The following is a 22,619-nucleotide window of genomic DNA, read 5'->3' on the forward strand; positions in this document are numbered from 1 at the left end:
AGACGCATAGAAAGTATTTGGATCGGGTACCCCGTGGGTACCCCAAATTGCATGGCGAAGAATCCGGGATATGAAAAGACCCCACCGAAGCGGGGCCTTCATCGCCGATTCTGATCAGAGTGTGAATTCCTTGGTTATCTTGTTGGATCCGCTAAAGAGATCCGATACCTCAACGGATACGGGTGAAGTCTGATCCGATAGGACGTACGCGACCTGTACGGTCTGCTTCACGCCTTTCTTGATGGTCTTCATCTGCGCCTCGCCATCGTATCCTTGTGGGTTATCGGTGTATATGGCGGTGTCGAGGCTTGTGCCGTTCTGGAATGCCTTGAAGTCGAAGGCGGACATGAACATGGTGTCTGACCCGGTGTTGGTTGCAACAATGCGTATCAACTAGAGGGTGCGTCCTTCGACTGGTGCGCGGCCTGTGCATCCAGCACCTGACCCAGGTGGTCGATCGACCAATCCTCGAGCGCTTTCAACGGGATGCGGAGGCTCTGCCCGGCATCTGTGAGACGGTACTCGACTCTGACTGGCACCTCTGCCGTCACGGTGCGTGTGACAAGCCCATCCTCTTCGAGACCGCGGAGGGTCTGGGTGAGCATCTTCTGGGAGATCCCCTCAATGCGACGGCGCAGCTCGGAAAACCGCAGTGTGTCTTCCTCAAGCGCTCCGACGATGAGTACGGTCCATTTATCGCCGATGCGGTCCAGGATCCTCCGGGTCGGGCATCCCTGCTCATAGGGGTTCCCGCGAATGTGGTTATTGGTTACCAAAAAGTGCCTACTTCCTAAAGGTAGTCTGGTCACTTATAGTAACTAATGTCATCGTTCATCACAAGAAGGAGCACATACTCGTGGCATCCATCATCGTCATTGGCGGTACCGGTTACGCCGGATCACACATCGTCTCAGAAGCCTCATCACGCGGGCACCAGGTCACCTCCATCAGCCGCACACTACCCACCGAGAAGATCAACGATGTCACCTATCGCACCGGTGACCTCACACAGGGGATCCCCGATCTGAACGGCGCGGACGTCGTGGTGGCAGCGCTCTCTCCGCGTGGCAGCAACGTCGGCATGTTGCGTGAAGCCTATGCCAAGCTCGCCGATACGGCGGTGAAGGCGGACGTCCGCTTCGTCGCAGTCGGTGGTTTCAGCTCGTTACGCCCATCGGAAGGAGCGCCCCGCTTCGCAGACGGCGATGATCTGCCCGAAGCCTTCGTTGCAGAAGCCAAGGAGATGAATTCGATTCTCGAGGACCTGCTTGCGAGCGATAGCGCCGGTCAGTGGCTGTTCGTGAGCCCGGCTGCAGAGTTCGGTGCCTATACGCCGGGTGAGAAGCTCGGTCATTATCGCACCTCCGGCGACGTCGCGCTCTTTGATGCCGAAGGAAAGTCCGCGATCAGCGGCGCCGACTTTGCGGCAGCGATCGTGAACGAGATCGAGGATCCCACTGTCCAGCAAGGCCAGATCCACTTCGCGTACTGAGCGGTGAAACCGGTTACCACCAGTCCCGTGCACAGGCGCTGAGGTGCGCGGGGCCCGGTGCAGGATTCAGCCTGTTCCGACCTGGGGCCGGGTGGCTGTGCCGAGCCCTGTGGTGTAGATACCCAACGGGCCCGATTGACCTTCACCCGGTGGGCGAGAGAACCTTTGCCGTCTCTATCAGCAATCGCCGTCTGCAGAGTCGCTATCTTGAGATGTGGCCAAGCTCTTCGAATGCGGGAGCCTGCTTGCGCTGGGTGAGGAGCGCGCCAGCGTTCAATTCTGAGCACCAGCTGGGATATACGCGGAACCCACGTTTTCCCGGTCGGCCGCCTGCGGTGATGCCGAGCGTTTCAAGATGCTCTGCGGTGAACCGGAACAAGCCGCGCCGATTATCGTAATGGACGAATACCAACAATCCCGAGGAATGGTCGTCACGCGTAAACGGCATCGTCGCGCCATCCGCGGATCTGCGCCAGAAGGCAACGAAAGCTCCGGCTTTGCTTGGGGTGTTTCTGGCAGTGCGGATATGCCACAGTTCATCGTGGATGTGTGCAAGACCCGATTCGTAATCGCTGTTCTGCTCTTCAGGGGTCACCTCAATCGGTAGCCCGAGGCTGGTCGCATACTCTTCGAAGGCGGTGAAATGCATCCGGACAGTCTATCTCGCCATCTCGCCTGATCGGCAACCGCAGGAAGGATAAGGGGACGTTGTCGTCATGGATCGTGAGTTGCCAAAACAGGGAAGCGCGTATTCTTCCCGTCAACAATCGCTGAAGAGGAAACTGGCTATACCAAAGCAGCGATAAGAGTGCCGAATCGCTTGGCGTATACGTCGGCTGCGGATAGTGCGGATTGGAAGCCGAATCGCATGCGTTTCGTTTCGGGTCTACACGCTCCAGGAATACCCGCACTGCTGGCAGACCGCGATTTTCTGCGTCCTGATGTTGGTCTTCCTATTCGGATGTATCACCCGCCAGATCAGCATGGGCAAAGTCAGAAACAGCCACAGGAGGGGATGCAGCCACCATCCGATCAGAATCCAATAGATTGCGCCGTGGCGGCCTTTCGGTGTCTGAATGGTGCTGATCTGCACGCTGATATTCGAACTGCCGCACTTGCGGCATACTAATCGATGCATAGCCTTATCCGACTTCTTTCTTGATGGACCTCATACCTATATGATGATTCCCACACGGACATATATCTTGCCGAAGCAGGATTCTCTAAGCCGTGGACGCTCTCTGCTATTGCCTTTCCGGCTCGGCGCTTGCGGTGAGCACCACCCCGATCATTCTCTTCTTCATATCGTCATTGTTCATGACCGGATCTTCTTTTCAATCAATAGATACGTGTGAATAGATACGTATGAATAGATAGACATGAATCGCGTCACCAGAGGAAACGCGATTCATACGAAATACCAGATGCTCAGCAACCGGGGCTCGCCGGAACCATTGCCTCATTGCCGAGTGGCACGAAAATTACTGCCGGCCTAATTTTTGGGATATGCCTCCGTGGTGGGAGCACATACCTCTGTAGTTGGGCGCTCCTGGTGCAGAGGTTGATCTGGTGCCATCCTTGCAGACCGCGAGCAATGAACCGTTGCCCGACTGCTGTTGTGATTGTTGCTGAGCCGCTTCGGCATCGGACTTGGCTTTTGCCTGGGCTGCCGCTTCGGCGGCGGCTTTCTGTGCTGCTGCCTGATCGGCTGCCGCCTTTTCCTGGGCGGCCTCTTCTTGCGCGGCTTTCTCCTCGGCGGCCTTCTGGGCTGCCGCTGCGTCGTCCGCCTTTTTCTGCTCCACGCTTGCGGTCACCTTGTCCATTGCGGATTGCAATGGTTGCACGGCATCCGTGAAGTCATCAGGTGACTCGGAGTCTATGGCCGTCGCGGTGTTGATGGCATCGGTGAGATCCACCCGCGTTTGGGGGTCGGCGACGTTGTCATTCGACGAATCGAGCAAGGTGTGGGCATCACTGATCGTGCTTGACAATTCACTTTTTGCACTATCGAGTTCCTGCTTTGCCTGTTCGCTGGCCGCCGCAGCCTTCGCTGCCTCCGCCGATTTGGACTCTGCCGCAAGAGCGCTTGCGGAGGCCTCCGCCTCACTGGATGAAGCTGATGATTCCGAAGAACAGCCTGCGAGCCCTATGGTGAGCAAACCACATATGAGGAGGGATATGGCTTTCTTATTCATGTTTCTTCTCTCTTTTGGCAACAGTGCCTGAAAGGAATCATAACGCCACCTGTGTAAACAGCGTGATGCGATATCACGATTGGATACCGCAGAGCGACGTATGAAGGTTCCCGTCATTCCTCAATACACGTGTTGAGACTCTGACGACGCCGCACAATGCTGTCTCGACGTTGTTTGGATCGATTGGGACAGTTGCCGGATGCCGCTGTGGGAATTCCCCGATAAGATGTCCCTATCGAGGGCCAATGTGCGAGATATGACCTTGAAAAAGTGGGAGTCGATTACCGAGTGGCCATTGACCGTTCTTTCGTTCCTGTTCCTGATTATGTACGCGTGGCAGATTCTTGCTCAGCCGATTGGGGTGTGGAATGATCTCGCCGAGTGGTCGATGAATGCCCTCTGGGTGGTATTCGGTGTTGATTACCTCTTGTCCCTGCTGTTGGCTGAGAAGAAGTGGGATTGGTTCGTGCACCATCTCTTCGATCTGATCATCGTTGTGTTGCCGATGGTCCGACCGCTTCGAGTGCTTCGTGTGCTGACCGCTCTGAATGCCTTGCATCGAACGAGCGGCATGGCATTGCGCGGACGCATAACGATGTATGCCGCCGCCTCCGTGGTGCTGATCGTATTCATCGGCGCGCTGGCTGTGCTGGATGCCGAGCGATACGCTCCTGGTGCATCGATACGCAATTTCGGGCAGGCCTTATGGTGGACTTTCGTGACGATCACCACGGTTGGTTACGGTGACTACTCGCCGATTACCGGTACGGGCAGGGTGATCGCATTCGTCCTGATGCTGGGTGGGATAGCGTTGATCGGTGTGGTTACGGCAACCCTGGCATCCTGGATCGTCGATGAGGTTGGCGCTGAGGAAAAGAAGGAGACGCAAATCACCCGTGAACAGGTGGAATTGGTATCGCAGCGTCTTGAGCGCATAGAGCGGAAACTTGATGATATCAAGATACCGAAGCAGTCATAGATTGCCGCACCACACTGTTGTGGAATATGCGACCTGAGGACCTGGTGCTTGCTGGAATAACGGAAAACACACCAGAAAGATTCTCAGTTCCTTTCCTGCGAACGACGATATTGTCCGTATGGATGCGCTGCTTGGCTGATCGTCCGCCCTGGGAGTTATTCCCCGCGACACTGATACCTCAGCGCAAAGGCTTTCATCATGAGTGCTGAAATAATGTGAATACTGTTCGTAAAAACGTCGTCATCATTTCGCAATGAAGCATCCCTAAGTTCTTTCCTATCCGCTACGAAGCGGTCTAAGAAGGGGAAATGAATGAAACATAAATCGGTGATGACATTCACTGCGATGACGATGGCCGTCGCGCTCATGACTGCGGTCGTGCCAAGCGCATTTGCCGAAGGGCAAGGTTCCGTAAAGGCGTCACAGTCAACGGCGGCATTGCAGACGAGAATCGACGAGGTCATAGCCTCGGCACAGGCCAAAGGCATCACGGTGGGAGCGACCTTTCAGGATCTCAGCGGTGTCTATGGGGGAGGGAGCTTGTCTGCGGGCGCCCATGGCCAAGCGTTCAAAGCCGCCAGCACCATCAAACTCGGGATCACCTCGTATCTGATGCATGGTGTGGATCAGGGGAAGTGGTCGTTGGATACGCCGATCACCGTAGAGAGCAGTGATGTTGTTGGAGGAGCCGGAACCATACAAAGTGATGTCGCTGCTCTGCCGAAGGATTTCACCCTATCCGAGCTGATGCGGCTGATGATCACCGTCAGTGACAACACCGCGACCAATCGACTCATCGATTTCGCTGGCGGATTCGACAAGATCAATGCCTACACGCAGTCAGTTGGGTTGGCGGATTCAGGCTTCCATCTGGGACGCAAGATGATCCTGCCCCATACGGCCGAAGAGGAGAATTGGATCAGTTCGGATGAGGATGCGAAACTGCTCACCCTGATATACCGGGCGAGCACCGATTCTTCGGGCGGCATCATATCCCAGGAATCGGCCAAGCAGGTCATCGCGTGGATGCGCCAGCAGACAGTGAACACCAAATTCGGTGCGGTCATTCCACGGGAGGTTCTGGCCAACAAAACCGGCGAGAACACCGATGTCAGCCACGACACCGGCTATGTGCTGGTTCCCGGTAGGGAGGTGGCGCTTTCGGTGATGACCTCATTCGACCCATCGCAGTTCACGGATTGGACCACAGCCTTCAACACCGCGAACGAGCAGGTTCAAGCGGTGGCGAAGGTCGTGTACCAATATCTGTTGGAAGACCATCCTGTTGCCACGAGCGGGGAGCCCGCAAACACGCCCACGCCGACGGTGACGATGCCCGGTGAGACCGCGGGTGCTGCGAGCGATCATGCTTCGACAGCAAGCGGTGGAGTGGAGCAATCACAGAGCACCAAGGCTGCATCGACAGCGAAGACCTTGGCTGATACGGGTGCTTCGGAAGATTTGATCCCGGTGCTGGTCGTCATCCTTGCCGTTACCGGGGCATGCTGCATCCTCGCGAAAGCGGTCGGTAGAAGGATCGTGGAGCCTCATAGCGAATCAGGGATGTGAACCACCCTTTTCCTGCCTGAGATGGCATCCATCTGATTCAGGTATGGGAGCGGGCAGACAAGACCCGGACATCCGGCATTGACCGGGCATCCGGGTCTTGTCTGCCCGGCGTCCCCCTTCGATTCCGCCGGACACTGGGATTACAGGGTGCTCCAACCTCCGTCCGATGTCATGATCGCACCGGAGACATTGAGCGAGTCATCGCTCAACAGCCAGGTGATCGCAGCTGCGAGCTGCTCGGGTGAGGCCGGGGGAGGTGTGACCTGGAAAGCGCCTTTCAATACCTCCGCCGCGTATTCCGACTTGAACGGGGCCTCAATATTGGTGATGACCCCTCCGGGCAGCACGGCATTCGTTCTGACGCCTTTCCTGCTATAGAAGGCCGCGTTGTTCTTGGTCATGCCGACAACGGCATATTTCGATGTGGTGTAGGAGATGCCGCCTGCGAGACGGGTCGCCGCCTCTGAAGCCACATTCACGATGGATCCTGATCCGTGTTCGATCATGATCGGTAAAACAGCTCTGGTGAGTTTCATCACCGCGGTGACATTAATCGCCATGACGCGCTCCCAAGTGGCATCGTCGACTTCGGCATTCGGCAGGAATCCATCCATGATCCCGGCGTTGTTGACGAGACCATCGATCGGTGAATCCGCAGCCCCCACGATCTGCTGTATCACCGCGTCATCACAGATATCACCTGTCACCGTCTTCAGATCCGCTGAGGGGAATTCGGCTTTGAACTCCTCAAGTCTGTCTTCGGAGACATCCGTCGCCACCACGCTGCATCCTTCATTGATGAGCCGTGCGGCCGTCGCCTTGCCGATGCCTGATCCTGCTCCGGTGACGATAACGGTTTTGCCTTCGAATCGTTTGTTTGCTGACATTAATCACTTCCTTTCGCGAAAGGTTACGAATAGTGTAATCGTCAATGCCGGGAGACACACCATTCCGGACGGTTGGAATGGCCGCATTCGAATGACAGTGTCTGGAACGGCTGCGTTCGAAACGACCATGTAGGGATGCGCTGTTGATACGGTTGGGGTATGGAAGAAGAGCCCACGGAGGAGCGGATCAGCTTCGTAGCCATTGATCATTCGAATTTCAGTGATGCGATTGCGTTGAAACGTCCCGAGGATGAGGACTATGTGGCCCCGGTGCTGTATTCACTGGCGGAAGCCTGGCTGTATCGCGCCGAAGGGAGCGTCGATCCTTTTCTGGCTTGCCTCGATGGCAAGGCGATAGCCTTCGTGATGACGCATACGCAGCGCTCAAGCAGAACCCTTGACATATGGCGTTTGCTCATCCCGCCGGAATCGACCAACCGGGGATTCGGCACCAGGATATTGAAGAAGCTCATCGCTGAAAGCAGGCGGTCCGGAGCATACGATGCCCTTGAGCTGTCATATGTGCCGGGCAATGCCTTGGCTGAGCATGTCTACGACAAGATGGGATTCATACCGACAGGCGATCTCGATGACGGCGAAATCATCATGCGTCTGACGTTGTGAAGGCGTGCGGTCGGTCAGGGCTGCCACACACCGAGCGCATCCGCATCACATGACTATGGTGCTTGATGGCATCGCTTCTGTACGGCAGCCACGCCCGCCCCTCACTTCTCGCTTTCGCCTGCCGCCTTGTCGGTATCGGCTTTACTGGCGTTCGACTTGTTCGTGCCCGTCTTCGTGGCAGATGTCCGAGCGCTGTCGGTCTTGGCGGTCTCGCTCTGGGGGGATTTATTCTGAGCGGTGCTGGCCTGAGTCGTGCCCTTCCCGGCGCTGCCCTTAGCGGATGTGCTCTTTCCTGTGGCGCTCTTCCGGGCTGTGCTCTTCTGACCAGTGCTCTTCTGACCAGTGTTCTTCTGACCAGTGTTCTTCCGGGCAGTGCTCTTTCTGGTGGTGCTTGTACTGGCTGCGCTCTTCCTGGCAGTACCCGTCGTTTCCGTGCCGTCTGACTTGCCGTCCGCCTTGTCAGATGCGCTCGATGACGCACCTGAAGCGTTTCCGCCGGTGCTCTTTTTCGCGGCCGTTCTGCTGCGGGTCTGGCTTGTCGTGGACGTCTTCCTGGCGGCACCTGTCTTCTTGGTGGCACCTGTGCTGCCGTCTGCGGTGGATGCCGCCTTTTTGGCCGCGCTCGCGGTGCTGCTACCCGCGCGTTTCACTGCGGTCGAGGCTTTCTTGGCCGTGGCTGCCGCGCTTCGGGAGACCTTGGCAGTGGTCTTCTTCGCAGCGGATGCGGCGGCTGCCGTGCCTGTCGATGCGGCCTTCTTGACGCTTTCAGCGCCCTTGGCAACGCTTTTCTTCGCGGATGCCGTCGCCTTCGTGGCTGATTTCCTGACCTGCTCGGCCTCCTCACGCGTGCTGTGCGCGGTCTCGGCGGTGGCCTCGGCCACGGCATCGCCAGCGTCCTCGGCGCTCTGTCGTACGTTCTGTCTGGCATCCTCAAGCTTGTCGGACACGACTTTGGCCACGTCGGCAAGTTTTTCGATCACCGTGATTCTCGCCTTGCCTGCCATGTCGACGATTTGCTCACTCGCCGCGTCAGCAGCTCGTATGGCTTCTTTCAGAAACGTCATAACAGCCTCCATCTGGGAAACAGTAATGTCCATATACCTTACAGGACAACGGTCCGCAAGTACATCGGAGCGGTCCCGAGGCCTTCGTATCGCTGATGCGGCACCGAGTGGTATATGTGTGGGGCCATACTTTGGGTATGAAGAAGTTTAAAGAGCGCTTCGATGTGTTCAGCGATGCCGTGTTCGCCATAATCCTCACCATCATGGTGTTGGAAGTGCCCGTCGAGGTTATTGACGGAAGACTTGACTATGTTCAGCTCGGGCAGAACATCGGGGTGTATGTGGTCAGTTTCTGCTTCGTGGCGGACTGCTGGTACAAGCATGCGCTGATGTTCAACGAGGTCGAGGAGGTATCCCATAGGATCATCATCCGTGATTTCATTCTGCTGCTTGCCATCTCATTGATTCCGGCATTCACGAAGCTCATGATCTCGGACATCACGCAGACCACGGTCATGCTCTGTGGTGCGGCCTACCTTGTGGTCACCGTTCTGGAGATTCTGATAGCACGATCCATCCTCCCCTCGAAATACAACGACGCGGAAGAGATGAAAACCGTATACACCTACATCTTCGGCAAAACCAATCTCAGCAGCATTCTGCTCATCGCCGGATTCATCGCGATCGCATACTTCAGTCCTGTGGCGGGTCTGGTGCTGTTCATCATCATCCCTATCCGCTCATTCATATCGAATGCTTCGAAACAGCAGAATCTGGCCGATATATCCGAACTCAAACCTGTCGGCGTGAGCAGCTTCATGAAGCTTTCGGAAAGCGACAAACGCAAATTCCTGGCCTTCCTGCGACGATACATTCATGAGGTGCGAAGAGCGGACAGCGATTCGGATGCGAAAAGGGCGGCATGGGAGCATTTCGTGCAGGAGGTCCAGCGTTCCTTCGGCATCAGCGAGCAACAGGCATCCGAGTGGTTCCGTGATGCCGCCGATCACCGTGCGCAAGCAAGGGAAGGACGTCCGCCGGTGGACCGCCCATCCAGGCAGGCGGTGCAGCGTATGGATGGAAGCGGTGGTTACGGGCGTGATGGGGGCAGGGAGCGTCACACCCGTCAGCACCAAGCTTGACCAGCGCCGATAATGGGTGTTGGGGAACACACTTACTGTGGCAGTACCAGACAAGAAACGAAGCAAAGGCGAAGCCGGGACAGTGGCTGAGCAAGAGGGGGAGTAATCGTGGATAGCGATTCGCTGGTAAGCATCATCGTTCCGGTCTATGGGGTCGAGGAATTCCTCGATGCCAGCGTGCGCAGTGCCTTGGCCCAGACGCATCGGAATATCGAACTCATCCTCGTGGATGACGAGTCGCCGGACCGTTGCCCCCAGATGTGCGATGAGTGGGCGGCCAAGGACGACAGGGTCAAGGTGATCCACCAGCGCAATGGTGGAATCTCCGCAGCCAGGAATGCCGGTTTGAAAGTGGCGGCCGGGGCCTACATCTACTTCATGGATCCGGACGATCTGATCGAGCCGAATCTGGTCGAACGCTGCCTGAGTGCGATGCAGGAGCATGATGCCGATCTGGTGATGTTCCAATTCGACACGATCGGCGAATCCGGCACCGAGCTTGAATCCTCATACAAACATAACGATTACAGCGACTCGACGGTGCTGACACCGCAGGAAGCCATCAAACTGCAGATCCAGTCGGAGATCAACGGGTACTTTTGGGCCTTCCTCGCACCGGCCTCCACCTATCTCGACCATGATTTCTCATTCCCGGTCGGCAGGAAGATCGAGGATATGGCACGCATCTGCAATGTCATCGGTGAATCGAAACGGATCGTCCGCATTCCCGATGCGCTCTACCATTACCGTCTGCGCAGCGGATCGGCGATGGGCGCGATCTCCACTTCGAATATGAGCGATTGGCTCCAGGCCGCCGAGGACCGCGAGAACTACATCCGCGGACGGTATCCGGAATTGAAACGCTACGTCGCCCTTCAGACCCTGAACATCCTGGGGAATACGGACTTTGAGACCATCAGGCAGAGCATCGTCTACGGATTGAAGATCGATCCGGAGTCGCGCACGAAATTCAAGGATCGTATGCAGGGATTCCTCGACGACCTTGAGGACACGGATATTTCGGAAAAGGTCAAAACCGTTGTCGATTTCTTCAGGGGCGACCAGAGTGATGCGGATGCCGATCGGGTGCCGGAGTCCGGGGCCGATCCCGTTCCCGTGCAGACCGGGAAATAAACGGAGGGATGGTCCTGCCCCGGCGCGGCAGAGGATTTGATGTGCCGGAGTGTGAAACGCACATGAATATGGCGTGTCGTGACATCTGCGGGAATTGGGAGCAGAGTAATACCGAAGCTATGATGCGGTTGGTCGGGATGCCGACTGCGACTTCAATCGGATGATGTTGGAAGGGTTGCAATGAAATATGCGGTGATCGGTGCCGGTGGCATGGGTGTGCAGTACGGTGTGCTGCTTCAGGAATTCGCAGGCAAGGATGTCGATTTCATCGATACCTGGCAGGACAATGTCGAGAAGATCCGGGAACAGGGCGGCGTCTACGTCTCCCAGGATGAGCAGGATCGCCATCTCGCCCCGATCAGCATTTTCTATCCTGAGGAATACCAGGGCGACCCCGATGTCTGGATCGTGTTCCTCAAGCAGATGCAGCTCGACGACGTGCTCAAACGCTGTGCGGGCCTGTTCCGGGAGCACCAGTATGTGTTCTCCGCGATGAACGGTTACGGGCACTTCGAAAAGCTTGCCGCCTACTTCGACAAATCGCATATCTTCGGCGGCACCGCCCTGATCGGCGCCGAGGTCTATGGTCCGGGGGATATGAACTTCACCGGCGGGGCAACGGCGAAAGCCATGAATATGTGCGCCTACGACGAAGAGCATGAGGACGAGGCCCGTGCACGGGTCGAACAGGATATATACGAGGATTTCACCAAGGCCACGTTGAACCCGACCATCGTCAGCAACTTCATGGGCATGTGCATGGCGAAAATCGTGTTCAATTCGGTGCTCAACACACTGTGCACGATGTACCAGATCCGCTTCGGCGAATTCATGCGGCATCCCGGAGCCCGGTGGATGACCGAACAGTTGGTCGATGAGGCGTATACGGCGGCGGAGAAGGCCGGGCTTACCCTGCTCGGCACCAGGGAGTCCGAGGTGGAGACGATCTGCCATACCGCAGGCGTGGCGCACCCTCTCCATTACCCTTCGATGTATCAGGACCTCACCAAGGGGCGTCCGACGGAAGTGGATTACATCAACGGCTACATCGCGTCGATCGGACGCGAGCATGGATACGAATGCCGTCTGCACGAGTTCGCCACCCAGGAGCTGCATCTGGCCGAATTGGCGTTCAGCATCCATCATCCGGAATTCTCCGGTCATGCGCATCAGGGTGACGCCAAAGCCTAGCCGCGGCTTGCACATGGACGGGATCGCGTCAGCGATCTGCAGGAACACAGCATCAAGGAGCATTATGTCGTATCGACCGGTTTCCATAGGCATCATTGGTCTCGGGCACGTGGGACCGCACGTCGCCAACAGTCTCATCCTTCAAGGCGTGGCGGATCAGTTGCTGCTCTGCGACACGAATGAGGAGAAGCTGGCGGCGGAGGTCCAGGATCTCAACGATTCAACGGTGTTCGCCCCGCATCGTGCGGTCGTGGTCAATTGCCATGCCGATTACGAGCGCCTGGCGCAGTGCGACATCATCGTGAATTCAGCCGGGCAGGTCACGCTTTCCGCGATCAGCCGGACGGGTGAGCTCTTCAAGGCGATTGACGATGTCCGCTCCTATGTCGGCAGGATAGCCGCCGCAGGATTCACGGGTTTCTGGGTCAATGTATCGAATCCCTGCGATGTGGTCACCCGCGAGATCCACAGGCTTTCGGGATTGCCCGCAAGCCACGTCATGGGGACGGGGACTGTGCTTGACTCGGCACGACTGCGCACCGTCATATCCCTGAAAACGGGTCTTGCGCCTGAATCGATTCAGGCGTATATGATCGGCGAACACGGCAACACCCAGATCGCCGCCTGGTCCTCGATCAGTTTCGCAGGCAAGCTGCTCAGCGAACTCGGTGCCGCCCGGCCGCGCGATCATGCGGAACAGGGCGGTGAAGCCGGGAAGTCCCAGACGTCCGCCGGATCCGGAATCTACGACCTGGATGCCGCCGAGGTTGAGGCCAAGGCGCGTGAAGGCGGATATGTGGCGTATCGGGGCAAGCAGTGCACCGAATACGCGATCGGCAATGCGGCGGCCCGGCTCGTGCGGGCGATACTTCACGATGAGCATGTGGTGCTGTCCGCCTCGGTGCAATTGAATGGCGAATACGGACAGGATGGTCTGTTCATCTCGGTGCCCAGCGTCATCGGCGCCGAAGGTGCCGGGGATATCTTCGAGCTGAGTTTGAACGATCAGGAGCGTGCGGGTTTCGAGGCTTCCTGCGATGCGGTGAGGGACAACTACGCCAAACTTGCGCCGATGTCGGTCCAGGCCGCCAGAACGGTTCCGGTCGTCGTACCGCGTCACCAGGGGGATGACCGTTTCGAGTGAAGTCTCATCGGCACCCGGGACGTTATCAATTCTAATTAAGTGTTCCTATAAGTTTTTCCATGAGGCGCGCCATGTCTTTGCCGCGCGATGTTCACTAGCATGGCACGGGACATTGCATTTTGTGTTGTGAAAGAGAGAGACCATGAAGAAGAAGATACTGGCTGGAGCGCTCGCGATCATCACCTCCCTGAGCCTCGCCGCATGCGGCAGCAGCTCATCGTCCGAGGAAAGCCACGACTATGTGGTGGGTGTCGCCAGTGACCAGCAGAAGGAAATCTGGGAATACGTCGGCGACCAGGTGAAGAAGGAGGGCATCACCATCGATGTGAAGCTCTTCTCGGGATACACCGAGGAGAACCCGGCGCTTGTGGACGGCAGCCTTGACCTCAACAGCTTCCAGCACGTCGCCTTCCTCAACAATTTCAACAAGGAGAACAACGCAGACCTCGTGCCTATCGGCTATACGCTGATCTCGCCCTTCGGCCTGTACTCCGACAAGATCAAGGATTACAAGGATCTCAAGGACGGCGATACCGTCGCCATCCCGAACGATGTCACCAATGGCGGCCGCGCACTGCAGCTGCTCGACGCGATCGGTGTGATCAAGCTCAAGTCCGACGCCCCGGATTCGCCGACCACGAAGGATATCGCAAGCTACGTCAAGAAGATCACCATCAAGGAACTGCAGGCCGACCAGATCGCCGCTGCCCTGCCTGATGTGACCGCCGCAACGATCAACACGAACTATGTGACCGATCAGCTGCACACCACGCCCAAGGATTCGGCCATCTACATCGACACCGACCACATCGACAAGGTGAACGAAATCTACAGGAACGTCATCGCCGTGCGCAAGGAAGACAAGGACAAGGCCGACTTCAAGAAGATCGTCAAGGCATACCAGAGCGATGCCGTGGCGAAGCTCATCGAGAAGACCAACGACATTCCTGCCTGGTGATCCGCGGCAATCCAGCGGATGGATGCCATAATAGGGATGTTCTCGTTCCATGGGGCATCGGAACGTTAATCCCGAAGACCTTGGAGGAGACTGGTATCCAGTCTCCTCCCTTTGCAGTGTGCAGTACCGATAGATGCGTGGTGATCAGCGCATGGTGAGTGAGGCGAAAGTGATAGAGCTCAGTGACATCGTGGTGTCCTTCGGGCAGAAACAGCATGCTGTTACTGCCGTGGATCATGTCTCCCTCAGCGTGGACAAGGGGTCGATCTACGGCATCGTTGGCTTTTCGGGTGCCGGCAAATCGACACTGGTGCGTGTGATCAACCTCTTGCAGCGTCCGGATAGCGGATCCGTGGTGGTCGATGGCGTTGATCTGCTGGGGCTGTCAACCCAGAAGCTGCGCAAAGAGCGCAAAAACATCGGCATGATCTTCCAGCATTTCAACCTGATGGAATCACGCACGGTGTTCGACAACGTCGCCTTCGCGCTCAAAGGCAGCGGATTGAACAAGCAGGAGCGCCGTGAGCGCATCGAACATCTGCTTGATCTGGTGGGGATCCTCGACAAGCAAAAGTCGTACCCCGACCAGCTCTCCGGTGGACAGAAACAGCGTGTGGCCATCGCCAGGGCCCTGGCGAACGAGCCGAATATTCTGCTCTGCGATGAAGCCACCAGCGCCCTGGACCCGAAGACCACGCTGGCCGTGCTCAAACTCCTCAAGGAGATCAACCAGCGCCTCGGTATCACGATCGTGCTCATCACCCACGAGATGCAGGTGGTCAAGGAGATATGCGACACGGTCGCGGTGATGGATGCCGGCAGCATCATCGAGCGCGGAGGCGTCGCGGAGATCTTCAGCGATCCCAAGCATGAGCTGACCGCGGATTTCATACGTACCGCAACACATGTGGAGCAGGCCGAGCAGACCATCGTCGAATATGCGAAGGGCAGGAAGGTCTACGAGCTGAAGTTCTCGGGCGAACGCGCATCCGAACCGGTGATCGTGGAATTGTACAAGCGTTTCGGGCTGACCACGAATGTGATGTATGGCAATGTCGAATACCTGCAGAACACCCCGTTGGGGACGATGCTGGTCACCTTCGACAATGACGATCATCTTGACAGTGCCAAGGAATTCCTGAATGGGGAGGGCATCTCCATCCAGCAGGTGAACACGGGGGAGCGCAGGGCATGATTGAACAATTACTGCCAAATGCAAGTCAGATGACCGACGACTTTGTTCAGGCCACGATAGAGACCATAGTGATGGTTTCCGTCGCAATGGTGATAGCGGGTGTCATCGGTCTGTTGCTCGGCATCGTGCTGCTGGTCACCGGCGAATACGGTCTGCGTCCCAATCGTGTGGTCTACTGGACCCTTGACCAGATAGTCAATATCGGTCGTTCGATTCCCTTCATCATCCTGCTGGCCATCATCATGCCTTTCACCCGCCTTCTGGTGGGCACCAGCATCGGCACCACGGCCGTCACCGTGCCGATCGTCGTCGGCACCATCCCCTTCTTCGCCCGACAGGTGCAGAACGCCCTGCTTGAGGTCGACCCGGGGGTTGTGGAGGCCGCCAAGGCGATGGGCACCAGTGATACGGGCATCGTGTTCCGGGTGTATCTGCGCGAGGGTCTGGTATCCCTGATCCGTGCGGCGAGTTTCACCATCATCAACCTCATCGGCCTTACGGCGATGGCGGGTGTGGTCGGAGGCGGCGGTCTGGGTTCCACCGCCTTGCAGGACGGCTATCAGCGCGGGCGCACCGATGTGACCTTCACCGCCATGGTCCTGATTCTGATCATCGTCTTCATCACGCAGGTCATCGGCAATATCGCGGTCCGGATAGCGTCGCACGGTCGCAGCTGAGCATAAACCGGCAGTCGGGCATCGGCGTGACTGGGGATGCAGGCGCCTCGGGCACTGATTCGTGCACCGATTCGTGCAGTGACGTGTGCACTGCTTCATCGACTGTCGCGAGTGCATGGTCAAGTGCACTGTCGTGAGTGGACTGTCAAGTGCGATACCTCGGGTATATCCCTGCCTATCCCTGCCAGGCACCATTGCCGTCGGATGTGTCGAATGCATCGGCATATCGGATGCATCGGATCGTTCCGGCACCGGAATGCCTATCGCGTGGGATACGCCTTGCGGCTATGCTGATACCAGAACACTTCGGGGGATGTGAAGGGCGGTTGCGATGGGGATTTCATGGAAGCTCGCATTGGTGCTGGGCTGCATCCTGATGGTCGTCGCCGCCTTCCTGTTCGTCATCGTCATGAAACTCCGCGACGCCGGGCAGGAGGAACGCCTCAGAAAATTCAAGAACGCATTCAACGCGATTCTGCTCGTGGCGGTTGTGATATTCGGCATCATGCTCTTCCTGGTTCCCAAGTCCGCGTGACGCCTCAGGGCCGTTGGCAACGGCCGCACCGGGTGCCAGATGCCCCGTACATGGCAGCGAACAATCTGACGGCTCAGGGCCTCATCTTCGATGCATGCCGCTAGGTTCCGGGACATCAATGCGCCGAGGCGCGTTCGATGCTGATCGCGATGCTGCGATAGGACTCGATAAGCGCCGGCAGACGCATCGCGGCATTCGCCGGACTGGTCGATGGCAGTGCCGTCATCGGGATATCCAGGCCCTGCTCGTCAAGACGCGGCTTCGCATAGCTGCGGAACAAGGTCGCCGCCTTCGCGCCAGTCGTGAAGATCCTTTGGATGGATGATCGGGTGATGATGCTCCCGAGGTCGGTCGCCACCGGGTTGCGGATGCTGGCGTCGCTGGCCCCTATGATGTCACAGGATTCCAGCACGTCCCACAATGCGATACGGTGCCGTATCGCGAAGCTCCGACGGGCTTCGAGCAGCTGGCGGGGTGATGTGCCTATCCCGTCGTCCGTGATGGGGCACGCCGTATCATCCGCGAATATGGCCGACATCACGGGCCAGAAGCGGTTCCTGGGATGCATGTAATAGAAGCCCTGTTCCCGTGACTTTGGGCTGGGGAAGGAGCCCAGCACCAGAACGGATGAATCGCTGTTCCAAACGGGGCCGAAGCCGTGCTCGACGTGTTGTGGAGTTCCCATGCCACTTGCTTAACCCTTTGGAGAGACAAAGCAAGCGATACCCGGCCCTAGCGGGCCACGGCATGTGCGGGTGCGCCCCTCCGGTTGTCCGCTCCCGCCATACGGATACGACCTCCGGCGGCGGCCCGCTCGTGCACCTCAGGCGATATGCGGGTTGAGCAGCCTGTATTGCTTCTGGGGGTGGGGTTGTGCGGTGACTGATTCCACAAGACCCTTGTTGAGCAAAGCCCGCAACCCGGTGGCGACTGCTATCGGGGAGAGATGAAGGTCCACCATGATGTCCCGCACACTTGCGGAAGGTCTCTGTTCAAGCAGGGTGACTATGCGCTGGGCGAAGTTCTTGTCCTCAAGATCGTCGAGTGCGCGACGTCTGCTGACGGTGAATGTGAACTGGTCGAGGGTGTGGTCGATATCCGCGGGCTCCATGCCTTCGGCACGCAGTGTGGCTTCGATCTGCTGGTATCCGGACCCGCCGTTCTCGATCACATATCCTCCATCGGGATACGGGGTGGCCTCAAGGATCGAGACGAGGAATTGGTTTCTGGCGGAGGGCATGATCGGATTGCCCAAGGTGTTGTGGGTGACCGAACCGAACAATCCACCGGGGTTGATGACTTCGATCCGATTCGTATAGACGTTGACCCGAACCTGTGTGCCTCGCGCATGGGGGGAATAGTCGCGATGCATCAATGCGTTGGCGATCGATTCGCGCAGCACCAGACGCGGATAATCCGGGGGATGGGTGCCGGCACCGCTGGGATCGGCATCCGCAGGGCCCGCGGTCCATGTCATCAGCGAATCCACGGCATCATCGATCATCACGGGAATGGGCCCGGTGATGCTTTCCGCGGTCACCAGATGCCCGCCTTGCGCGAAGACCTCCGCACGACTCGTCCCGGGAAAGACGGCGATGGTCACATTCAGACGGGGATGGAATTGCTGCGGGTACCTGCCCAGGGCGAGGAGTCCGGCAAGCGTCGGTCTCAGATTCGCATAGGAAGGGTCGATCGAGTTCCCATGCTCCCTTGCATGATCGGTTCCCTCGTCCGCACCCTTCGGACGGCGGGGTGTCGTCTCCTCGGATCCCCGGTCCTCGCTCCCGGCGCTTTCGTTCCCCTCCGTTTCGTCTCCATCCGCCGATGGCTGCTCGTCCTTGGTGAGCACGCGCAGCTCCTGGAGCATCTGGGTGTCGCTATGCCCTGCGAATACATGCGGGTGAAGCTCACGTTGCCTTTCCAACAGGCCATGCACCAAGGCGGGGTTGAGGTCCTCAACGCTCGCTCCGGCCACCATCTCGGCGTCATACACGGGCTGGGCATGCTCCTCCATAAGTCTTTCGACCTCATACCCGGTCATCCTGCGGTCACCATCGCCGGTGCGGATGAAGGAGCCGCTGTACGCGCCGAGCGAAGTCACAAAGCAGGGTTTGTCGCGTGGAAGCATCTCTTCGACCTGGGCGAAGACCAGATTGGTGCCTTCGAAGGGGCAGGTCATGATGGTGGGGCGCACCACGGGCGTCATCTTCTCACAGGCCTGGCTCAGGGCCTCCTGCATCGAACGGGCATTGAAGCCCTCCACCGGTGTAAAACCCGCTTTCTCCGAAAGCCCGAGGATGATATAGCCTCCGGAACCGTTGGAGAATGCCGAAAGCGTGTCCGTGATGGTGGAGGAGAGCTTGCGTTTGCTCTCTTTGACTTCGCACTGTTGCGTGTCGTTGCCGATGATGCGCATCAACTCGATGAGTTCGGTCATCTTCGTGGTGTAGTCATCATCCCGCATGGCGTCTGCCTCTTCCGTTCCTGGACCCATACCATTAAGACCCAGACTATCGCAATCGCCAGCGGGCAGCGTGAGTTCTGCCATAGAGTTGGGGTATGAGATCAATTTCTGAAACAGTCGATCGTGTAAGCACATGGTGGAAGCAATCGATGCTGGGTAGGGTGCTTGATCGTTACGGTGCGCACAACGGTTCGATCCTGGCCGGCGGTCTGGCATACGGTCTGCTGTTCGCCTTCTTCGCCGGGATCTGGACCTTGTTCAGTGCCTTCGGTGTGTTCTTCTCCACCAACACCGCGTTCCGCGATGGTCTTATCGAAGCTCTCGGGCGCATCGTTCCTGGGCTGATCAGCGGTTCCGGCGGCGGCATCGTATCGCAATCGACGCTCAGTGGCATCTCGACCACCTTCACGATCACCGGCCTGTTCACCTTCTTCGCCTTCTTCTGGAAGATCATCTCGTGGCTCGCCTCATTGCGTAACGCGGTGCAGACGGTTATCGATGACGATTCGGATGACGTGAATATGGTCAAGGCCAAAGGACTTGATGCGCTCGCGGTGCTGATGGTGGCGATCCTCTTCGTGCTCACCGCCGTCGCGACCGGAATATCCGGAGGGGCCGTGCGCCAGGTGCTGCATCTCTTCGGCATCTCCAGCGACTTCTGGGGCTTTTCCGTGTTGGTTGATGTGGCCGGTTTCGTGGTGACATTCGTGCTCAATGTGCTTTTGCTGCTCATCCTGCTGCGGGTGGTGTCGCAGGTGGGTGAGCGCCGTCCCGTGCTGATTACCTCCCTGGTGGGAGCCCTGGCGCTGTCCGTGATTCAGATGCTCGGCGCGCGTTTGATAACGGGTGCCTCCTCGAACCCGCTGCTGGCGCCATTCGCGGCCATTATCGGCGTGCTGCTCTGGTTCAACCTGATCGCGCAGGTGCTGATGTATGCCGCCGCCCTGCTCGGGGAGCTCCTGCAACCGGGGCATGGTAAATCGGATGCCGAGGCGTCAGCACAGGAGCAACAGCCCGAGCAGGAATCCCGGCGGCAATCCGATCGGCAATAGGATCAGGTTCGCGATGCGGAAGATTCAGCCGCATCGTGATATTCGAACTAGCATGGTGTTCGGCACTGAAGGAAGGGAAATGATGATGCGATCAGCAGAACAACAGCTTCCATGTGACTGTGATATTCGGATCAAACGTGCATATGAGCAGTCGGAGGATTCCGATGGCTTCCGTGTGCTGGTGGATAGGCTCTGGCCCAGAGGGGTTTCGAAGCAGCGGGCGGATCTCGACGAATGGATGAAGCAGATCGCTCCAAGTCCGGATCTGCGTACCTGGTGGAATCATGATCCCGAGCGGATGGGCGAGTTCAGCCAGCGCTACCGTACGGAACTCGACGACAATCCGGCGGTGGATGAGCTCACCGGGATACTGAGGACGCATCCGGTCGTTACGCTCATCTACGCGGCCAAGGACAGCGCCGTGAACCACGCCGCCGTATTGCGGGACTACATGCGTGAGCATCTGGCAGCGTCAGAGAGCTGACGCGCACCCGCGGTAATGCGTGACCCATATGCCGGGGAGCCCTTCTTCGGGTGGCGCGGTCTGCCGTGGGGGCTCACGCACGCGCAGTCGGATCGACAACCGTGATATCCAGTTCCTTCGAGAACCATTCCCTGCCTGCCGCGGTGACGTGCAATGCCCGCTTCGGCGCCGCCTTCTCCATGAAGCGCTGGTCGAGGAGATATGAGAGGAGAGCGCTTCCGGCATACCCGCCGATATGGAAATGCCGCTCGGTCCAGTCGAGACAGGCTTTGATTCTCGGTGCGGTGCGGGATTCGGGGATGCTGATGCCCTCATCCTCGAACCATTGCAGCCCATTACCGGTCAGACGTATCGAGCCGTCCTCGATGGTGATAAGGTCCCGATGCTCCAGGTGCTGTGCGATGTCCACTCCCAGATGGCCGGCGATATGGTTATAGCAGCTGCGGGCATAGCGCAACCTCTGATCGGCGCGCACCTGACGGTACCCAGTCACAGGTGCATCGCTTGGGCCAGTGACGGAGCCGAGGAATTCGATGACCCTTGCCATGCGCTCATCCGAAAGCTGCACGTATTGATGTCTGCCCTGGCGTATGCGTAAGATGATCCGCGCATCCTCCAAACGCGTCAGGCATGAACTCATGGCCTGTGGGCTGGTCTGGGTGTGATGCGCAAGTTCGCCGGCCGTCCAGGCGCAGCCGTCCATCAGCGCCACGCAGACCTTGGCCCTGGTGGCGTCGGCCAGCACCGATGCCAGTTGGCTGATGTCGCTGCCTGTATCCAATCCGCACATGGTAGTCATGCTAGCGCGGGAATGCTTCCACGGTGATGGAACTGTTCCGGTGTGATAATCCTCGTATGACCACTTACACACATATTTCATCAGATACGGCGACGGACGGTTCTCAGGGTGAGGCGCGGGATTCGGCGCATATCGACATCACACCCGGCATGCTGTATTACGGCAATACGGTGGTGCTGCTGAGCACCACCAACCCCGACGGTTCCACGAATATCGCCCCCATGAGCAGCACCTGGGCTCTTGGCAACACCATCGTTCTGGGCATGGGCCTCGGAAGCCGTACGGCTGAAAACCTGATGCAACGGGGTGAAGCGGTGCTCAACCTGGCCGGCCCTGAACTCTGGGAACAGGTGGAACGTCTTGGCGATATGACCGGAGGGGAGCGGTCACAGCAGCAGCACGGGCACGGCAGCATACCGGTACATGACAAATTCACAGCCGTCGGTCTGACCCCGGAGCGTGCTGCTCTGGTCGGGTGCGATCGGGTGGCTGAGTGCAGATTGCAGATCGAGGTGAGGGTCAAGCACTGCGAACCGGATGTCGACAACGGTTTCGTCATCGCCCAGACAACAGTGCTGCGCGTGCATGCCGATCCCGCGATCGTCGTCGAGGGGACCTCGCATGTGGATCCGCGTGTGTGGAAACCCCTGATCTACAACTTCCGTCACTATCACACACTGACATCTCAAATGGGGGAAAGCTCGATCACGCAGACGCCGACGCTGGTCTAAGGGGTGACATCGCCTTCCATAATCGCCCATGTGTTGCCCCAGCGCGTCATGGTCTGGAAGACCGGCAGAAGCTCCTTGCCTTTGGTGGTGAGCAGATATTCCACTCTGGGCGGTGTACTCGGCACGACATGCCGCTCGACGATGCCGTTGCTCATCAGATGCTGCAGGCGTTGGGAGAGCATGCGTGGGCTGATGCCGCTGAGGTCATGCTGGATTTCGTTGAACCGGGTGTCCCCGTTGAACATATTGCGCAGTATGAGGAAGGTCCATTTTCCCCCTATGATCTGCATCGTTTTCTCAATAGGGCAAGGTCGGGGTGCTGCTGTTCCGGTCATATCAGGCAAGCATACTACATAAAAATGT

25 protein-coding genes and 1 pseudogene are annotated in these 22,619 nt (G+C 58.0%); 15 read left to right on the plus strand and 11 right to left on the minus strand.

Going from position 1 to position 22,619, the window contains the following annotated elements:
- Positions 1 to 114 precede the first annotated feature (114 nt).
- Both BPSY_RS06440 and BPSY_RS06445 read right to left on the minus strand, forming a co-directional pair.
- A complete protein-coding gene (locus tag BPSY_RS06440; RefSeq protein ID WP_051921773.1) occupies positions 115 to 393 on the minus strand; it encodes a DUF5067 domain-containing protein in 279 nt (92 codons plus the stop codon).
- Positions 390 to 776 carry a winged helix-turn-helix transcriptional regulator gene (locus BPSY_RS06445; RefSeq protein WP_033496795.1) on the minus strand — a complete coding sequence of 129 codons (387 nt, stop codon included), beginning with the start codon at positions 774 to 776 and terminating at the stop codon, positions 390 to 392. Before BPSY_RS06445 ends, BPSY_RS06440 begins: the two co-directional genes overlap by 4 nt.
- 80 nt (positions 777 to 856) lie before the next feature.
- Between BPSY_RS06445 and BPSY_RS06450 the strand changes: the two genes are divergently transcribed.
- A complete protein-coding gene (locus BPSY_RS06450) occupies positions 857 to 1,492 on the plus strand; it encodes an NAD(P)-dependent oxidoreductase (RefSeq protein ID WP_033496685.1) in 636 nt (211 codons plus the stop codon).
- A gap of 202 nt (positions 1,493 to 1,694) precedes the next feature.
- Here the strand turns inward: BPSY_RS06450 and BPSY_RS06455 are convergent, their stop codons facing one another.
- The 3 genes from BPSY_RS06455 to BPSY_RS11080 form a co-directional block, all read right to left on the minus strand.
- Positions 1,695 to 2,141 (minus strand): MepB family protein, encoded by a 447-nt coding sequence (locus tag BPSY_RS06455; RefSeq protein ID WP_033496683.1) that lies wholly within the window; start codon positions 2,139 to 2,141, stop codon positions 1,695 to 1,697.
- A 237-nt stretch (positions 2,142 to 2,378) separates the two neighbouring features.
- Complete coding sequence (locus BPSY_RS06460) at positions 2,379 to 2,630, minus strand: hypothetical protein (protein ID WP_033496682.1); 252 nt, start codon at positions 2,628 to 2,630, stop codon at positions 2,379 to 2,381.
- Positions 2,631 to 2,973: 343 nt separating this feature from the next.
- Positions 2,974 to 3,687 carry a hypothetical protein gene (locus tag BPSY_RS11080; protein WP_051921774.1) on the minus strand — a complete coding sequence of 238 codons (714 nt, stop codon included), beginning with the start codon at positions 3,685 to 3,687 and terminating at the stop codon, positions 2,974 to 2,976.
- Positions 3,688 to 3,943: 256 nt separating this feature from the next.
- Between BPSY_RS11080 and BPSY_RS06470 the strand changes: the two genes are divergently transcribed.
- Together BPSY_RS06470 and BPSY_RS11085 are read left to right on the plus strand one after the other, a co-directional pair.
- On the plus strand, positions 3,944 to 4,666 hold the full coding sequence (locus BPSY_RS06470) for a potassium channel family protein (protein WP_033496792.1): 723 nt from the start codon (positions 3,944 to 3,946) through the stop codon (positions 4,664 to 4,666).
- 312 nt (positions 4,667 to 4,978) lie between these two features.
- Positions 4,979 to 6,235 (plus strand): serine hydrolase, encoded by a 1,257-nt coding sequence (locus BPSY_RS11085; protein WP_052118892.1) that lies wholly within the window; start codon positions 4,979 to 4,981, stop codon positions 6,233 to 6,235.
- Positions 6,236 to 6,375: 140 nt separating this feature from the next.
- Here BPSY_RS11085 and BPSY_RS06485 read toward each other — a convergent pair whose 3' ends face one another.
- Entirely contained in the window at positions 6,376 to 7,122 is a 747-nt protein-coding gene (locus BPSY_RS06485; RefSeq protein WP_033496681.1) for an SDR family NAD(P)-dependent oxidoreductase, read from the minus strand.
- A 159-nt stretch (positions 7,123 to 7,281) separates the two neighbouring features.
- Between BPSY_RS06485 and BPSY_RS06490 the strand changes: the two genes are divergently transcribed.
- On the plus strand, positions 7,282 to 7,746 hold the full coding sequence (locus BPSY_RS06490; protein ID WP_033496680.1) for a GNAT family N-acetyltransferase: 465 nt from the start codon (positions 7,282 to 7,284) through the stop codon (positions 7,744 to 7,746).
- Positions 7,747 to 7,847: 101 nt separating this feature from the next.
- Here BPSY_RS06490 and BPSY_RS06495 read toward each other — a convergent pair whose 3' ends face one another.
- Positions 7,848 to 8,810 (minus strand): hypothetical protein, encoded by a 963-nt coding sequence (locus BPSY_RS06495; RefSeq protein ID WP_033496678.1) that lies wholly within the window; start codon positions 8,808 to 8,810, stop codon positions 7,848 to 7,850.
- Between the two features lie 137 nt (positions 8,811 to 8,947).
- On the opposite strand from BPSY_RS06495, the gene BPSY_RS06500 reads away from it, so the two are divergent.
- The 8 genes from BPSY_RS06500 (at position 8,948) to BPSY_RS06535 (ending at position 16,726) form a co-directional block, all read left to right on the plus strand.
- Complete coding sequence (locus tag BPSY_RS06500; protein ID WP_051921776.1) at positions 8,948 to 9,892, plus strand: TMEM175 family protein; 945 nt, start codon at positions 8,948 to 8,950, stop codon at positions 9,890 to 9,892.
- Between the two features lie 108 nt (positions 9,893 to 10,000).
- Positions 10,001 to 11,026, plus strand: a complete 1,026-nt coding sequence (locus BPSY_RS06505; protein WP_051921777.1) for a glycosyltransferase family 2 protein — start codon at positions 10,001 to 10,003, stop codon at positions 11,024 to 11,026.
- A gap of 180 nt (positions 11,027 to 11,206) precedes the next feature.
- A complete protein-coding gene (locus tag BPSY_RS06510; protein ID WP_033496677.1) occupies positions 11,207 to 12,217 on the plus strand; it encodes a ketopantoate reductase family protein in 1,011 nt (336 codons plus the stop codon).
- A 64-nt stretch (positions 12,218 to 12,281) separates the two neighbouring features.
- The gene (locus BPSY_RS06515) at positions 12,282 to 13,361 is read left to right on the plus strand and encodes a lactate/malate family dehydrogenase (RefSeq protein WP_081884296.1); all 1,080 of its coding nucleotides are present in this window, start codon (positions 12,282 to 12,284) and stop codon (positions 13,359 to 13,361) included.
- A gap of 142 nt (positions 13,362 to 13,503) precedes the next feature.
- On the plus strand, positions 13,504 to 14,319 hold the full coding sequence (locus tag BPSY_RS06520; RefSeq protein WP_033496675.1) for a MetQ/NlpA family ABC transporter substrate-binding protein: 816 nt from the start codon (positions 13,504 to 13,506) through the stop codon (positions 14,317 to 14,319).
- 133 nt (positions 14,320 to 14,452) lie between these two features.
- Positions 14,453 to 15,514 (plus strand): methionine ABC transporter ATP-binding protein, encoded by a 1,062-nt coding sequence (locus BPSY_RS06525; protein WP_202961785.1) that lies wholly within the window; start codon positions 14,453 to 14,455, stop codon positions 15,512 to 15,514.
- On the plus strand, positions 15,511 to 16,191 hold the full coding sequence (locus BPSY_RS06530) for a methionine ABC transporter permease (protein ID WP_033496673.1): 681 nt from the start codon (positions 15,511 to 15,513) through the stop codon (positions 16,189 to 16,191). Before BPSY_RS06525 ends, BPSY_RS06530 begins: the two co-directional genes overlap by 4 nt.
- A 331-nt stretch (positions 16,192 to 16,522) precedes the next feature.
- Complete coding sequence (locus BPSY_RS06535) at positions 16,523 to 16,726, plus strand: hypothetical protein (protein WP_033496672.1); 204 nt, start codon at positions 16,523 to 16,525, stop codon at positions 16,724 to 16,726.
- A 115-nt stretch (positions 16,727 to 16,841) separates the two neighbouring features.
- On the opposite strand, the gene BPSY_RS06540 is transcribed toward BPSY_RS06535, so the two are convergent.
- Entirely contained in the window at positions 16,842 to 17,411 is a 570-nt protein-coding gene (locus BPSY_RS06540; protein WP_033496670.1) for a DNA-deoxyinosine glycosylase, read from the minus strand.
- A 375-nt stretch (positions 17,412 to 17,786) separates the two neighbouring features.
- Positions 17,787 to 19,190 (minus strand): annotated as a pseudogene (locus BPSY_RS06545) (ATP-binding protein); the annotation flags it as partial.
- 95 nt (positions 19,191 to 19,285) lie between these two features.
- Between BPSY_RS06545 and BPSY_RS06550 the strand changes: the two are divergent.
- Together BPSY_RS06550 and BPSY_RS06555 are read left to right on the plus strand one after the other, a co-directional pair.
- Positions 19,286 to 20,242 carry a YihY/virulence factor BrkB family protein gene (locus tag BPSY_RS06550; RefSeq protein WP_081884297.1) on the plus strand — a complete coding sequence of 319 codons (957 nt, stop codon included), beginning with the start codon at positions 19,286 to 19,288 and terminating at the stop codon, positions 20,240 to 20,242.
- 85 nt (positions 20,243 to 20,327) lie between these two features.
- Positions 20,328 to 20,726: a DUF488 domain-containing protein gene (locus BPSY_RS06555; protein WP_051921816.1), complete on the plus strand. Its 399-nt coding sequence runs from the start codon at positions 20,328 to 20,330 to the stop codon at positions 20,724 to 20,726.
- A 73-nt stretch (positions 20,727 to 20,799) separates the two neighbouring features.
- On the opposite strand, the gene BPSY_RS06560 is transcribed toward BPSY_RS06555, so the two are convergent.
- Positions 20,800 to 21,516, minus strand: a complete 717-nt coding sequence (locus tag BPSY_RS06560) for an ArsR/SmtB family transcription factor (RefSeq protein ID WP_033496669.1) — start codon at positions 21,514 to 21,516, stop codon at positions 20,800 to 20,802.
- Positions 21,517 to 21,581: 65 nt separating this feature from the next.
- Here BPSY_RS06560 and BPSY_RS06565 point away from each other — a divergent pair, with 65 nt between their 5' ends.
- Positions 21,582 to 22,256, plus strand: coding sequence for a flavin reductase family protein (locus BPSY_RS06565; protein WP_081884299.1), 675 nt, complete (start codon positions 21,582 to 21,584; stop codon positions 22,254 to 22,256).
- On the opposite strand, the gene BPSY_RS06570 is transcribed toward BPSY_RS06565, so the two are convergent.
- Positions 22,253 to 22,591, minus strand: a complete 339-nt coding sequence (locus BPSY_RS06570) for a winged helix-turn-helix transcriptional regulator (protein ID WP_033496668.1) — start codon at positions 22,589 to 22,591, stop codon at positions 22,253 to 22,255. The genes BPSY_RS06565 and BPSY_RS06570 overlap by 4 nt on opposite strands.
- Positions 22,592 to 22,619 lie beyond the last annotated feature (28 nt).

Source organism: Bifidobacterium psychraerophilum, assembly GCF_000741705.1.
Taxonomy (GTDB): Bacteria; Actinomycetota; Actinomycetes; order Actinomycetales; family Bifidobacteriaceae; genus Bombiscardovia; species Bombiscardovia psychraerophila.